Raw genomic sequence first — 13444 nt, 5'->3', positions numbered from 1 at the left:
CCGCCCCACGCCGCTCCACGAACAGCGGCGCCGCCACCGGCGGCACACAATGGGTGCATGCACCATGAAGCGCCCGACCTCTCCCGACTGCGGCCGGCTCTCCCCTCGCCCCTGCAACCGGTCGAGGACGAGCGCTTCGCGCGCCACGGCGTGACCCTGCTGCTCAAGCGCGACGACCTGATCCACCCCGACCTGCCGGGCAACAAATGGCGCAAGCTCGCCCCGAATCTGCGGGCCGCCGCCGGCCGTACCGTACTGACCTTCGGCGGGGCCTACTCCAACCACCTGCGCGCGACGGCCGCCGCCGGACGGCTGCTCGGCTTCCCCACGGTCGGGGTCGTACGCGGCGACGAACTGGCGGGCCGTCCCCTCAACCCCTCACTCGCGCGGTGCGCGGCCGACGGCATGCGACTGCACTTCGTCGACCGCGCGACGTACCGCGCGAAGGCCGCACCGGACGTCCTGGACGGCCTGCTGAGCCTCTTCGGGGAGTGCGAGGTCATACCCGAGGGTGGCAGCAACGCCCTCGCCGCACAGGGCTGTACGGAGCTCGGCCGGGAACTGCGCGGCACGGCCGGGACGGTGGCGGTCGCCTGCGGCACCGGCGGCACCCTGGCGGGACTGGCGGCCGGACTCGGGGCGGAACAGCGCGCCCTGGGCGTTCCGGTGCTGCGCGGCGGCTTCATGGGAGAGGCGGTGCGCGACCTGCAGCGGGCGGCGTTCGGCGGACCGGCCGGGCACTGGTCCCTGGACGAGCGCTTCCACTTCGGCGGCTACGCCCGCACACCCCCGGAACTGGGCGTTTTCGCCGACGACTTCGAGGACCGGCACGGTCTGCCCGTCGAGCGGCTCTACGTCGCCAAACTGCTGTACGCGCTGACCGTGCTGGCCGGGGAAGGGGCCTTCGCACCGGGTTCCTCCGTCGCCGCCGTCGTCACCGGACGGCCCTCGGACGCCGACGGCGGCGCACGCGCCTACACCCCGTCCGACTCCCGGTAGGCCGCGGCCTCCTCCAGGTCGAGCCGGCGCAGCAGGACACGCAGCATCTCGTCGTCGATCCGCCGCTCGTCCCTGAGCCGGACGAAGACCTCACGCTCGGCCTCGATCATCTCCCTGGCCAGCCTCCGGTAGGTGTCGTCCGCCGACTCCCCGGTGACCGGGTTGGCCGCGCCGAGCCGCTCCCAGACCGCGTTGCGGCGGCGTTCCAGCACGGTGCGCAGCCGTTCGGCGAGGGGTCCAGGAAGCGCGTTGCGCCGGTCGGCCAGGAGTGCCTCCAGCCGCGCCTCGGCGGCCGTGGACGCCTCGCTCTGGGCCTGCGCCTCGGCCAGGGTCTCGGCCCGCGCGTCACGCCTCGGGAGCTTCAGCACACGCACCAGGAGGGGCAGGCTGAGCCCCTGGATGACCAGAGTCCCGATGACGGTCGTGAAGGTCAGGAAGAGCACCAGGTTACGGGCCGGGAAGTCCTCGCCGTCGTGCATGACCAGCGGGATGGAGAAGGCGATGGCGAGGGAGACGACACCCCTCATGCCCGCCCAGGCGACGATCAGCGGCGAGGTCCACGGCATCGCGGGTTCGCGTTCCCGGATGCGCCTGGAGAGCCACAACGGCAGGTAGGTCGCCGGATAGACCCAGACGAAGCGCACCACGACGACGGCGACGAAGACCGCGACCGCGTACCAGAGCGCGTCGCCCACGCCGTAGGCGCCGAGGCCCTTGAGGACGAACGGCAACTGCAGTCCGATGAGCGCGAAGACCGCGGACTCCAGCACGAACGCGACCATCTTCCAGACCGCCGCCTCCTGGAGCCGCGTCGCGAAGTCGACCTGCCAGGAACGGTGTCCCAGGTACAGCGCGACGACGACGACGGCGAGCACCCCGGAGGCGTGCACCCGCTCCGCCGCCGCGTAGGCCACGAAGGGGATCAGCAGCGACAGGGTGTTCTGGAGCAGCGCCTCCCTGAGGTGGGTGCGCAGCCAGTGCAGCGGCACCATCAGCACCAGTCCGACGCCGACACCGCCGACGGCCGCCAGCAGGAACTCACCGATGCCGGCGCCCCAGCTCATGCCCTCACCGACCGCGGCGGCGAGGGCCACCTTGAAGGCCGTGATCGCGGTGGCGTCGTTCACCAGGGACTCGCCCTGGAGGATCGTGGTGACCCGGGCGGGCAGCCCGACCCGGCGGGCGATCGCGGCGGCCGTGACGGCGTCCGGCGGGGCGATCACCGCGCCGAGCACCAGCGCGGCGGTGAGCGGCAGGTCCGGCACGACCAGGTAGGCCAGCCAGCCCACGGCGACGGTCGCGAAGAGCACGTACCCGACGGAGAGCAGCGCGACGGGCCGCAGATTGGCCCGCAGGTCGAGGTAGGAGCTGTCCACCGCGGCCGTGTACAGCAGCGGTGGCAGCAGCAGCGGCAGCACGATGTGCGCGTCCAGCGTGTAGTCGGGCACCCCCGGCAGGTAGGAGGCCATCAGGCCCACGGCCACCAGCAGCAGGGGCGCGGGCACCGGGGTCCGGCGTGCGGCCCCCGCGACCGCCGCACTGGCCGCGACGAGTGCCACCAGCGGCAATGCGTCCATCTCACCGTCCTCACATCCGACGTAACGTGGCCATCATGAGTGAGTGCCTGCATCTTCTCGAACTGCCGCGCCCCGAGCCCGGCCCGCTCAGCGAGACCTGCGTGGAGTGCCTGGCGGCGGGCAGCCATCCCGTGCAGCTGCGGCTCTGCCTGGTCTGCGGGCACGTCGGCTGCTGCGACTCGTCGCCCCTGAAGCACGCCACGGCACACTTCGGGGAGACGGGTCATCCGGTCATGCGCAGCTTCGAACGCGACGAGAGCTGGCGTTGGTGCTTCACGGACGGTTCGATCGTCTGACGTCTGGGTACGTCAAACCGGCGCCGGTTCTTCGCAATTGACCGCCGCAGACCCCTAGCCACTGTGCGTACTCGTGGGCTTACCATGAGTGACGGTCGGGGATGGGGTCCCGCGACACGGCATCATGGGGCGCGATAGCGTCGCCGAACCACAGAACCGACGACAGACCGCATGGCTCCGGGCACTGGCCCCGGAGCCTCGAACGAGTTTGTGCCACCTTGGAGGTGAGGGTGTCCCAGATCGCAGGCGAGCCCGGGAATCAGGACTTCGTAGAGGTCCGGCTGCCCGCTGCGGGTGCCTACCTGTCGGTGCTGCGTACGGCCACGGCCGGTCTCGCAGCGCGCTTGGACTTCACGCTCGACGAGATCGAGGATCTTCGCATCGCGGTCGACGAGGCCTGCGCGATCCTGCTCCAGCAGGCCGTGCCGGGTTCCGTCCTCAGCTGCGTCTTCCGCCTCGTCGACGATTCCCTCGAGGTGACCGTGTCGGCCCCCACGACGGACGGCCGCGCTCCCGAACGCGACACCTTCGCCTGGACGGTGCTCTCCGCACTGGCCGGAAAGGTCGACTCCACGGTCGCCGACGACCGTACGGTCAGCATCAGCCTCTACAAACAGCGCGGCGCGGGACCCGGTCCGGCGTGAGCGACGGGAACGGGGACGGGCCTGTGCGGGACGAGACGATCCGGTCCGGGGCGGTGCGCCCAGCTGCCGTCCCGGAGCAGCAGGCCCGGCCGCACCCGGAGGACGGTACGGACGGGGCGCAAGGTCGTACGGTCGCGGTGGATCAGCCGCAGGCAGAGCGGGCGGGCCAGATGAGCGAGCACGGGCACCACGATCCACACGACCGCAGCGCGGCGCGGGCGCTCTTCATCGAGCTGCGGGAGCTTCCCGACGGCTCGCCGGAGAAGGCGGAGCTGCGCAACCGGCTGGTGCGCATGCACCTGCCGCTCGTGGAGCACCTGGCCCGCAGGTTCCGCAACCGCGGCGAGCCGCTCGACGACCTCACCCAGGTCGCCACCATCGGGCTGATCAAGTCGGTGGACCGGTTCGACCCGGACCGCGGTGTCGAGTTCTCGACGTACGCGACCCCCACGGTCGTCGGCGAGATCAAGCGCCACTTCCGTGACAAGGGCTGGGCGGTGCGGGTTCCGCGCCGACTCCAGGAACTGCGGCTGTCGCTGACCACGGCCACCGCGGAGCTCTCCCAGCAGCACGGCCGCTCCCCGACGGTGCACGAGCTGGCGGAGCGCCTGGGCATCTCCGAGGAGGAGGTCCTGGAGGGGCTGGAATCGGCCAATGCCTACAGCACCCTCTCGCTGGACGTGCCGGACACGGACGACGAGTCGCCGGCCGTCGCGGACACGCTGGGCTCCGAGGACGAGGCGCTGGAAGGGGTCGAGTACAGGGAGTCGCTCAAGCCGCTGCTGGAGGACCTCCCACCGCGCGAGAAGCGGATCCTGCTGCTGCGCTTCTTCGGCAACATGACCCAGTCGCAGATCGCACAGGAGGTCGGCATCTCCCAGATGCACGTCTCCCGCTTGCTGGCCCGCACGCTCGCGCAGTTGCGTGAACGGCTTCTCGTCGAGGAGTGACGGCACCGGGAAGCCGGCATCCCGGACCCTTGTCCCCCGTGTGCCGGGGACGGGAGTTCAGGCTCCGGGGGTCGTCCGCGGCCCCCGGATGCCCAGCGCCCGCGTGGTCGCCGGGTCGAGCAGCAGCACGAGCGCCGTCACGGCGACCGCGGCGAGGGCGATCCCGGCGGGAATCAGCGCGCCCTGCGCCCGCAGCAGCGTCCAGGCCACCGGCAGCGCCATGAGCTGCGTGATGAGGGCCGGACCCCGGCTCCAGCCGCGCCGCAGCAGCAGCCCACGGGCGGCGAACAGCGGAATCAGACCGAGTGCCAGCAGGGTGAGCCCGCCCATCTCGGCCTGCTGCGGACTGTCGGGGCGGCCGAGCATCCCCATGACCAGCATGTAGATCCCGCCGATGACGAGCGCCGCGCCTTCGAGGGCGTTGAGTGCGGCCACGGCGGCGGTCCGGCCCGGCTTCTCCGGACCGGCCGTGGGCGACGAGGACGGCGTGTTCTGCTGAGTGCTCACGCCCTTCAGACTGGCATCCCGGCCCGCCGGAAGCGAAGCCGGGGCCGACGCCGTCGCGTCGCCCGGAGGCCGGTCACCGTCCGTCACCGCCCGGGAACCCGGTGGATCGGGACTTCAGGGAGGTACCGCGCGGTAGGTACCCTGGCGGACATGCGCGCACTTCTCGTGGTCAACCCAACTGCCACCACTACCAGTGCGCGGGTCCGTGACGTGCTGATCCACGCGCTGGCGAGCGAGATGAAGCTCGAAGCCGTGATGACGGAGTACCGGGGGCACGCCCGTGACCTGGGCCGACGGGCCGCGGACTCCGACGACATCGACCTCGTGGTCGCCCTCGGCGGCGACGGCACGGTCAACGAGGTGGTCAACGGGCTGCTGCACCGCGGGCCCGACATAGACAGCCTGCCGAGCCTCGCCGTGGTTCCCGGCGGTTCCACCAACGTCTTCGCGCGCGCCCTGGGCATCCCCAACGACGCAGTGGAGGCGACCGGCGCCATCCTGGACGCCCTCGCCGACCGCAGCGGGCGCACGGTGGGCCTCGGCCTCGCGGCAGGCACCCCGGGCACGGCGGACGAAGCCGTTCCGGAACGCTGGTTCACTTTCTGTGCCGGGCTCGGATTCGACGCGGGCGTCCTCGGCCGGGTCGAACAGAAACGCGAACGCGGCAAGCGCTCGACCCATCCCCTGTACGTGCGCCAGGTGGTCCGCCAGTTCTTGGAGGAACCTCACCGGCGCGACGGCCTGATCACCCTGGACGTACCCGGCCGGGACCCGGTGACGGACCTCGCGCTGTCCATCATCTGCAACACCGCACCCTGGACCTACCTGGGGAATCGTCCGATGTACGCCGCCCCCAAGGCGTCCTTCGACACCGGCCTGGACATCCTCGGACTGAAGCGGCTCACCACCGCCGCGGTGGCCCGGTACGCCACGCAGCTGCTCACTTCGAGCCCCGAGAAGGGCCCGCACGGCAAGCACGCCGTCTCCTTCCACGACCTCGGCGACTTCACCTTGCATTCAAAGGCGCCACTGCCCTTCCAGATGGACGGTGACCACCTGGGACTGCGTACGAGCGTGACGTTCACAGGCGTACGCCGTGCACTGCGTGTGATTGTGTGAGTGGAAGGGCCCAAAGTCCTTTAACTCGAACGTTTGGACTGGCCCCCACCCCTTAGAAGTACGGCTGTGACCTAGTCGACACCGAGGAATCAAAAAAAACTTTCCAGAAGGGGTTGTATCCGCCGCCGAGGTTTGCGAATCTCTACATGGCGATCGGGACAGCCCGCAGCATCGGCATCCACTGAGAGCCAGAACCCCTCCTCACCACAACAGGACCACATCCAGTCCATCTGGGCGTCGGACCTTCGTCTGCGGGGGGATTCGTGAAAGCGTTCACATTCACAAGCATCAGCAAGTAATACCAAGGAGAGGTAGCAGCCATGGACTGGCGTCACAACGCCGTTTGTCGTGAGGAAGACCCGGAGCTGTTCTTCCCCATCGGCAACACCGGTCCTGCGCTGCTGCAGATCGAGGAAGCCAAGGCCGTCTGCCGTCGCTGCCCCGTCATGGAGCAGTGCCTGCAGTGGGCGCTCGAGTCCGGCCAGGACTCCGGCGTCTGGGGTGGCCTCAGCGAGGACGAGCGCCGCGCAATGAAGCGCCGCGCCGCTCGCAACCGGGCGCGTAACGCCAGCGCCTGACCGACGCCCCCCGCACGACGAGCCTCAGCCAGGCGGCGCGTACAGAGCGTACGCACAGCCCCGCCTTCGAGTCGCAGCGCGCAGTACCCCCGAAGCGCATCGCACCGTGAGCACCACGCAGTGGGCCCGGACCGTCACCACGGTCCGGGCCCACTGCGCTGTGCGGTGCGGCTACTTGTCGTGCCGGACCGGGATGTCGAGCACGACCTGTGTGCCGCGCTCGGGTGCCGGGACCATGCCGAAGGTGCCGCCCAGCTCACCCTCCACCAGCGTCCGTACGATCTGCAGACCCAGATTGCCGGCCCGCTGCGGATCGAACCCCTCGGGCAGACCGCACCCGTCGTCCGCCACGGTGATCAGCAGTCGGCCCTCGGTCGGTGACCCGCCGCGCACCGCGGACACCTCCACCGTGCCGCGCTCGGCCGGGGTGAACGCGTGCTCCAGGGCGTTCTGTAGGACCTCGGTGAGCACCATCGAGAGCGGAGTGGCCACTTCCGCGTCCAGGATCCCGAAGCGTCCCGTACGGCGGCAGGTGACCTTACCGGGTGAGATCTCCGAGACCATCGCGATGACCCGGTCGGCGATCTCGTCGAACTCGACCCGCTCGTCCAGATTCTGGGACAGCGTCTCATGCACGATCGCGATCGAACCGACGCGCCGTACGGCCTCGTTGAGCGCCTCGCGGCCCTGCTCCGAATCCATCCGACGGGCCTGGAGACGCAACAGGGCGGCCACGGTCTGGAGGTTGTTCTTCACCCGGTGGTGGATCTCCCGGATGGTGGCGTCCTTCGTGATCAACTCCCGCTCACGACGGCGCAGTTCCGTGACGTCCCGGAGCAGGACCAGCGAACCGATGCGGACGCCCTTGGGTTTGAGCGGGATCGCCCGCAGCTGGATCACCCCGCCGGCGCCCTCGACCTCGAACTCCCGGGGCGCGTATCCGCTGGCCACCTTGACCAGGGCCTCGTCCACCGGCCCCCGGGACGGGGCGAGCTCGGCGGTGGTCGCGCCGAGGTGGTGGCCGACCAGGTCGGAGGCGAGGCCGAGACGGTGGTAGGCGGAGAGGCCGTTGGGGCTGGCGTACTGGACGACGCCGTCGGCGTCGAGCCTGATCAGCCCGTCGCCGACCCTCGGTGACGCGTCCATGTCGACCTGCTGGCCCGGGAACGGGAAGGATCCGGCGGCGATCATCTGCGCCAGGTCGGAGGCGGACTGGAGGTAGGTGAGTTCCAGCCGGGACGGGGTGCGCACCGTGAGGAGGTTGGTGTTGCGGGCGATGACACCGAGGATGCGGCCCTCCCTGCGTACGGGGATCGACTCCACCCGTACGGGGACCTCCTCCCGCCATTCCGGGTCCCCCTCGCGCACGATCCGGCCCTCGTCCAGGGCCGCGTCCAGCAGCGGACGGCGACCGCGTGGCACCAGGTGGCCGACCATGTCGTCCTGGTAGGAGGTGGGGCCGGTGTTGGGCCGCATCTGTGCCACGGACACATAGCGGGTCCCGTCGCGGGTGGGCACCCACAGGACGAGGTCGGCGAAGGACAGATCGGAGAGCAGCTGCCACTCCGAGACCAGCAGATGGAGCCACTCGAGGTCGGTGTCACTCAGGGCTGTGTGCTGGCGGACAAGGTCGTTCATGGAGGGCACGTGTGTGAGCGTACCCGTGGATACCGACAGGTTCCGAACCGATCGGCCCGCGCACACGTGACACAGGCGGGAGCGGTGCCGCCGTGACCGGTGAGGAGCGTCCGCGCGCGGAATCCCCGATCCTGTGGATGGACATGGAGTATTGGTCTAGTCCACAATGCATGCTGTACGAACATCACTCCATACCAGCATCATGTACAAGACAGACCTCCGCTCTCCCCGCACAGGAGGGCGGACCGAGGTATCCGGCGCTCTCTGCCCTGACCGCGCCGGTACCTCCAGTGGCCGGAGGCACCGCACACCGCCGGCCAGGTAGCTCCGGGCTGCGGTGCCGGACGGGCCGAGGGTCCCGTCCCGGCGCCGCGGCCCGCGGGTGTTTCCGGGGCCGAAACGCGGGTGCCACGGGCAGAGCCCCGGCCGATGAACGCGGACGCCGTGACGGATCCCGGCTGCCGAGGACGGACACCTCCGCCCCGAAGGGGCACCCCCTCGCCGTCCGCCCGAACCGGGCGCCCGCCGACGGGGCGACAAGGCCCGCACACGCGCGGACGGTTCACCTCCGAGACGGTCCCGTCTGCTAGATTGAAACCTATATTGGTCTATACCACATGACGCCACTCTCCAGATCGGCAGGCACAGCGTGGAAGTTGTCATCGTCCCGGACGCCACGGCAGGCGGCGAACTCATCGCGGAGGCCATCGGCGCCCTGCTGAGCCGCAAGCCCGACGCCCTGCTCGGCGTTGCCACCGGCTCGACCCCGCTGCCCATCTACCAGGCCCTGACGGCGAAGGTCCGCTCCGGCGCCGTGAACGCCTCGCGTGCCCGCATCTGCCAGCTCGACGAGTACGTCGGGCTGCCCGCCGGACACCCCGAGTCCTACCGCACGGTGGTGCTGCGCGAGGTCGTCGAGCCGCTCGGCCTGTCCGAGGCGTCCTTCATGGGCCCCGACGGCACCGCCGAGGACGTGCAGGCCGCCTGTGAGGCGTACGACAAGGCGCTCGCCGAAGCCGGCGGGGTGGACCTCCAGCTGCTCGGCATCGGCACGGACGGGCACATCGGCTTCAACGAGCCGTGTTCCTCGCTCGCCTCCCGCACCCGGATCAAGACGCTGACCGACCAGACCCGGATCGACAACGCGCGCTTCTTCGACGACGACATCGACCAGGTGCCCCGCCACGTCATCACCCAGGGCATCGGGACGATCCTGGAGTCCCGCCACCCGATCCTGCTGGCCACGGGCGAGGGCAAGGCAGACGCCGTGGCCCAGACCGTCGAGGGCCCGATCGCCTCGATCGTGCCGGCGTCGGCACTCCAGCTGCACCCGCACGCCACGGTGGTGGTCGACGAGGCCGCCGCGTCGAAGCTGAAGCTCGCGGACTACTTCCGTGCCACGTACGCGGCGAAGCCGCGGTGGCAGGGCCTGTAGGACGCACGAGGCCGGGCACCCCCTCGGGGTGCCCGGCCTTCCGTTCGTCCGCAGTCGGGCCCTTCGTACGAGGGGCCCGACACCCCGGCTCACGCGTCCCGCGCCCCCGTGATCGCCTCCGCCGCGGCGACGCCGCACACCCGTGCGGCACCGTGCGTGGCGATGTGCGGCGCTCCCCGGGGCGGGGCCTCGGGCAGCCCCATCTCGACCACGATCGTGTCGGGGCGCGCCGCCACCAGCGTGTCCAGTGCCGCGCCCATCCACGCGTGCCGGTGCTCGTCACGGACCACCGCGACGATGCGCCGCTCCCCCGCCGCCTTCAGCACCTCGGCCGCGGGGTTCTCACCCCCGTTGCCGTACGTGTCCGTCCGGGTGCCGGGCAGCACCCGGGCGAGCTCGGCCGCGACGCCCCACGGGGTCTCGTCGCCGACCGCGATGTTCGCGACCGGGGTGAACGCGGCGACGTACGCCGGTTCGCTCAGCGGTTCGGCGCCGCCCGTGACGGTCACGGCCCTGCGGGCCGCCAGGAGCCCGATGCCGGTCCCGGCGCCGGGCGCGGTCCCCTCCCGCGTGTCCGCGCCCGGCTCCGAGGCAGCCCCCCTGGCCCGCCGCGTCCAGGACGCGAGGGCCCGTACACGTGCGGCCGCGTCGGCCAGCCGCTCCTCGGACAGTTCGCCGGTCCGTACCGCCGCCACCAGCGCGTCGCGCAGCCGCAGCACGGTGTCCTCGTCCGCCAGCCCGCCGCCGACGCAGATGGCGTCGGCGCCCGCGGCTATGGCGAGGACCGATCCGCGCTCGATGCCGTACGTGCCCGCGATGGCGTCCATCTCCATGCCGTCGGTGACGATCAGCCCCTCGTAGCCCAGCTCCTGGCGCAGCAGACCGGTGAGGATCTGCGGGCTCAGGGTCGCGGGCCGTGTCGGGTCGAGCGCGGGAAGCAGGATATGCGCGCTCATCACGGATCGGGAACCCGCGGCGATGGCGGCGCGGAAGGGCACGAGCTCACGGGCGTGCAGGGTGTCGAGGTCCACGTCGATGCGCGGCAGCGCGTGGTGCGAGTCGACCTCGGTGTCGCCGTGTCCGGGGAAGTGCTTGGTGCAGGCGGCGACGCCGGCGGACTGGAGGCCCTCGACGTAGGCCGCCGTGTGCCGGGCGACGAGAGCGGTGTCGGCGCCGAAGGACCGTACGCCGATGACCGGGTTGCCGGGGTTGGAGTTGACGTCCGCGGACGGCGCCCAGTTGAGGTTGACGCCGCACTCGGCGAGCCGGCGGCCGAGCTCCCGGGCGACCGCCCTGGTGAGGTCCACGTCGTCGACGGAGCCGAGGGCGAAGTTCCCGGGGAAGGACGACCCGTGCCGGACCTCCAGCCGGGTGACGTCGCCGCCCTCCTCGTCGATCGCGACGAGTACGTCGTCGCGCTCGGCCCGCAGTTGGGCGGTGAGCGCCGCCAGCTGCGCCGGCGATTCGATGTTGCGGCCGAACAGTCCGACGGAGGCCAGGCCCTCGCCGAGTCTGCGGAGCAGCCAGTCGGGGGCGGTCGTGCCGGTGAACCCGGGCTGGAGGACCGCGAGCGCGTCGCGCGTGACGGTGTCCGTGGTGGATACGAGGGTGGTCATGGCGCGGGTCATCCCTTCACTGCGCCGGAAGTGAGACCCGTGGCCATCTTCCCCTGGATGATCATGAAGAAGATGACGACCGGGATGGAGATGAGCGTGGAGGCGGCCATCAGGGCGCCGTAGTCCGTACCCCGCTCGGTGGTGAACGTCATCAGCCAGACGTTGAGCGTGTACTTCGAGTTGTCGTTGATCAGGATGTACGCGAAGAGGTACTCGTTCCACGCGTTGACCAGCGCGAAGATGGACGCGGCGGCGAGCCCGGGGGCGAGCAGCGGGAAGATGACCCGGCGGAAGGCCCCCATGCGGGTGCAGCCGTCCACCATCGCGGACTCCTCGAGCTCCACCGGGATGTTGATCACGAACCCGCGGATCATGATGGTCGCGAAGGGCAGCGTCGACACCAGGTAGACGACGATGAGTCCCCAGTACTCGTCGATGCCGCCCAGGGCGTTGAGCTGGAGGTAGATCGGGATCAGCATCGCGGTCGGCGGCAGCATCTGGACCAGGATCATGACCATCATCAGTGCCTTCCGCCCGAAGAAGCGGAAGCGTCCGATGGCGAGCGCGGCGAGTGTCGCGATGATCATGCCGCCGACAACCGCGGTGACCGAGACGATGAGGCTGGACTGGATCGCCGTGGCGAAATTGTCCTGCTTCACCGCGCGGGCGAAGTTGTCGAACGTGAGGGAGGACGGCCACAGGGTCTGGTCGTACGACCGGATCTCGTGGTTGGGGCGCAGCGAGCTGACGATCAGCCAGTAGACCGGGAAGGCCATGATCCCGGCCGTGATCAGCGCGAGGATGTTGTAGCCGAGGCGGTTTCTCTTGCGGTCGGGCCTCAGGACCTGGGCCGGCGCGTTCGTGGGCGTGGAGGCGCTCATTCGACCTCTCCCGTCTTGATCAGCTGGCGCAGGTAGTACACGGCGACACCGGAGAGCATCAGGACGGTGATCAGAGCGATCGCGCTGCCCTGGCTGAAGGAGGTGGACTCGAACGCCTTCGAGAAGGAGTAGAGGCCGAGGGTCTCGTAGTCGGGCTCGGGCTTGTTGCCGCGCAGCAGCCAGATCTGGCCGAAGACGTTGAAGTCCCAGATGACCGAGAGTGTGGCGACCATCGTGAAGACGGGCTTGATGACCGGCCAGGTCACGAAGCGGTAGACGCCGAACACGGAGGCGCCGTCGAGGGAGGCCGCTTCCTCCAGCTCCTTGGGGACCTGGGTGAGGGCGGCGTACATCGTGATCACGACGAACGGGATGGCGCCCCAGACGACCAGGAGCGTGATGATGCCGAAGCCCTGCCAGGGGTTGAGGAACCAGTTGTGGCCGAGCCACCTGTCCTCGTTCCCGGTGAGGTCGGCGAGAAGGGTGTTGATCAGGCCGTAGTCGGAGTCGGAGAGCCAGCGGAAGACCGACGCGGCGACCATGAGCGGCATCGACCAGGCGGCGATCAGCGCCACGGTGAGGACGAGCCGCACCCAGGTGGACAGCCTCAGCATCATCAGGGCGATCAGCAGGCCGATGCCCATGGTGAGCACGACGCAGATGGTCATGAAGACGACGGTCCGGCCGACGACCGACCAGAACTCCGCGTCGCCGAGGATGTTGGTGAACTGCTCGAAGCCGACCCACGGGGTCTCGCCGTTGCCCCAGAGAGCCGCCCGCCCCAGGTCCTGGAAGGACATGATCACGGTCTTGATCAGCGGGTAGACGTAGACGGCGGCGATCGCCAGGATCGCGGGCAGGATCAGGAAGTAGGGGAGGAGTTCGCCCTTCTTCCGGCGCTTCCTCGGGCGTGGCCCGGCGGCGTCCTGCTTGGAGGGCGAGGTCCCGATCTTCTCCGGGACACGCGGTACGGGGACCGGTGGACCGGCGGCCTGGGTGTCGGCAGCAGTCACGTGACTGACCTTCCATCGGGATTCCGGGGATCTGCACCCGGGAATCACGGCGTTCTCAACCTAAGAAAAAGGGGGCGGGGGGCCCGGGTGTGGCCGGCCCCCCCCCGGTGAGCCGGAGGGTCAGGGGCGGTGTGATATAAACAAAATACGCGGCCGACGAATAAATTTTTTTATTTAAAGGTGGGGGCCGG

Annotated in this window: 13 protein-coding genes; 7 read left to right on the top strand and 6 right to left on the bottom strand. The window is 70.1% G+C overall.

Translation table 11 applies throughout. The features are described 5' to 3' along the window. Nucleotides 1-57 precede the first annotated feature (57 nt). On the top strand, nt 58-999 hold the full coding sequence (locus tag ACFWVP_RS15150; protein ID WP_384496785.1) for a 1-aminocyclopropane-1-carboxylate deaminase/D-cysteine desulfhydrase: 942 nt from the start codon (nt 58-60) through the stop codon (nt 997-999). On the opposite strand, the gene ACFWVP_RS15145 is transcribed toward ACFWVP_RS15150, so the two are convergent. After that, nucleotides 975-2576: a Na+/H+ antiporter gene (locus tag ACFWVP_RS15145; protein WP_384496783.1), complete on the bottom strand. Its 1602-nt coding sequence runs from the start codon at nt 2574-2576 to the stop codon at nt 975-977. The two genes, ACFWVP_RS15150 and ACFWVP_RS15145, sit on opposite strands and share 25 nt — an antisense overlap. Nucleotides 2577-2611: 35 nt before the next feature. Here ACFWVP_RS15145 and ACFWVP_RS15140 point away from each other — a divergent pair, with 35 nt between their 5' ends. The 3 genes from ACFWVP_RS15140 to ACFWVP_RS15130 all read left to right on the top strand — a co-directional run bounded on the left by ACFWVP_RS15140 (nt 2612) and on the right by ACFWVP_RS15130 (nt 4466). Further along, nucleotides 2612-2872, top strand: a complete 261-nt coding sequence (locus ACFWVP_RS15140) for a UBP-type zinc finger domain-containing protein (protein WP_384496780.1) — start codon at nt 2612-2614, stop codon at nt 2870-2872. A gap of 230 nt (nt 2873-3102) precedes the next feature. After that, nucleotides 3103-3516 carry an anti-sigma regulatory factor gene (locus ACFWVP_RS15135; protein WP_003966375.1) on the top strand — a complete coding sequence of 138 codons (414 nt, stop codon included), beginning with the start codon at nt 3103-3105 and terminating at the stop codon, nt 3514-3516. Then, the gene (locus tag ACFWVP_RS15130) at nt 3513-4466 is read left to right on the top strand and encodes an RNA polymerase sigma factor SigF (protein ID WP_384496778.1); all 954 of its coding nucleotides are present in this window, start codon (nt 3513-3515) and stop codon (nt 4464-4466) included. The genes ACFWVP_RS15135 and ACFWVP_RS15130 overlap by 4 nt, the downstream gene beginning before the upstream one ends. A gap of 57 nt (nt 4467-4523) precedes the next feature. Here the strand turns inward: ACFWVP_RS15130 and ACFWVP_RS15125 are convergent, their stop codons facing one another. Next, on the bottom strand, nt 4524-4901 hold the full coding sequence (locus tag ACFWVP_RS15125; protein WP_384496860.1) for a hypothetical protein: 378 nt from the start codon (nt 4899-4901) through the stop codon (nt 4524-4526). A gap of 222 nt (nt 4902-5123) precedes the next feature. Here ACFWVP_RS15125 and ACFWVP_RS15120 point away from each other — a divergent pair, with 222 nt between their 5' ends. Together ACFWVP_RS15120 and ACFWVP_RS15115 are read left to right on the top strand one after the other, a co-directional pair. Beyond that, complete coding sequence (locus tag ACFWVP_RS15120) at nt 5124-6092, top strand: diacylglycerol/lipid kinase family protein (protein WP_384496777.1); 969 nt, start codon at nt 5124-5126, stop codon at nt 6090-6092. A gap of 320 nt (nt 6093-6412) precedes the next feature. Further along, complete coding sequence (locus tag ACFWVP_RS15115) at nt 6413-6670, top strand: WhiB family transcriptional regulator (protein WP_003953983.1); 258 nt, start codon at nt 6413-6415, stop codon at nt 6668-6670. 171 nt (nt 6671-6841) lie between these two features. Here ACFWVP_RS15115 and ACFWVP_RS15110 read toward each other — a convergent pair whose 3' ends face one another. Further along, nucleotides 6842-8308 carry a sensor histidine kinase gene (locus ACFWVP_RS15110; RefSeq protein ID WP_384496858.1) on the bottom strand — a complete coding sequence of 489 codons (1467 nt, stop codon included), beginning with the start codon at nt 8306-8308 and terminating at the stop codon, nt 6842-6844. Between the two features lie 649 nt (nt 8309-8957). On the opposite strand from ACFWVP_RS15110, the gene nagB reads away from it, so the two are divergent. Next, nucleotides 8958-9743: a glucosamine-6-phosphate deaminase gene (gene nagB / locus ACFWVP_RS15105; RefSeq protein ID WP_384496775.1), complete on the top strand. Its 786-nt coding sequence runs from the start codon at nt 8958-8960 to the stop codon at nt 9741-9743. A gap of 89 nt (nt 9744-9832) precedes the next feature. Here nagB and ACFWVP_RS15100 read toward each other — a convergent pair whose 3' ends face one another. Genes ACFWVP_RS15100 through ACFWVP_RS15090 form a run of 3 tightly spaced genes read right to left on the bottom strand, consistent with a single transcriptional unit; the run spans nt 9833 to nt 13253 of the window. After that, a complete protein-coding gene (locus ACFWVP_RS15100; RefSeq protein ID WP_384496773.1) occupies nt 9833-11359 on the bottom strand; it encodes a glycoside hydrolase family 3 protein in 1527 nt (508 codons plus the stop codon). 8 nt (nt 11360-11367) lie between these two features. Then, nucleotides 11368-12240, bottom strand: a complete 873-nt coding sequence (locus ACFWVP_RS15095; RefSeq protein ID WP_384496771.1) for a carbohydrate ABC transporter permease — start codon at nt 12238-12240, stop codon at nt 11368-11370. After that, nucleotides 12237-13253 carry a carbohydrate ABC transporter permease gene (locus tag ACFWVP_RS15090; protein ID WP_384496770.1) on the bottom strand — a complete coding sequence of 339 codons (1017 nt, stop codon included), beginning with the start codon at nt 13251-13253 and terminating at the stop codon, nt 12237-12239. The genes ACFWVP_RS15095 and ACFWVP_RS15090 overlap by 4 nt, the downstream gene beginning before the upstream one ends. Nucleotides 13254-13444: the final 191 nt, after the last annotated feature.

The sequence above is a fragment of the Streptomyces sp. NPDC058637 genome, from assembly GCF_042717325.1.
In the GTDB taxonomy this organism is placed as follows: Bacteria; Actinomycetota; Actinomycetes; order Streptomycetales; family Streptomycetaceae; genus Streptomyces.
Note: the sequence above shows the minus strand (reverse complement) of the source record. Positions and strands in the feature narration are given on the sequence as shown.

Excerpts from the sequence above, each read along its gene's own strand:
- ACFWVP_RS15150 (WP_384496785.1), top strand. The coding sequence starts at position 58 with ATGCACCATGAAGCGCCCGACCTCTCCCGACTGCGGCCGGCTCTCCCC.
- ACFWVP_RS15145 (WP_384496783.1), bottom strand. The coding sequence starts at position 2,576 with ATGGACGCATTGCCGCTGGTGGCACTCGTCGCGGCCAGTGCGGCGGTC.
- ACFWVP_RS15140 (WP_384496780.1), top strand. The coding sequence starts at position 2,612 with ATGAGTGAGTGCCTGCATCTTCTCGAACTGCCGCGCCCCGAGCCCGGC.
- ACFWVP_RS15120 (WP_384496777.1), top strand. The coding sequence starts at position 5,124 with ATGCGCGCACTTCTCGTGGTCAACCCAACTGCCACCACTACCAGTGCG.
- ACFWVP_RS15115 (WP_003953983.1), top strand. The coding sequence starts at position 6,413 with ATGGACTGGCGTCACAACGCCGTTTGTCGTGAGGAAGACCCGGAGCTG.
- ACFWVP_RS15110 (WP_384496858.1), bottom strand. The coding sequence starts at position 8,308 with ATGAACGACCTTGTCCGCCAGCACACAGCCCTGAGTGACACCGACCTC.
- ACFWVP_RS15100 (WP_384496773.1), bottom strand. The coding sequence starts at position 11,359 with ATGACCACCCTCGTATCCACCACGGACACCGTCACGCGCGACGCGCTC.
- ACFWVP_RS15095 (WP_384496771.1), bottom strand. The coding sequence starts at position 12,240 with ATGAGCGCCTCCACGCCCACGAACGCGCCGGCCCAGGTCCTGAGGCCC.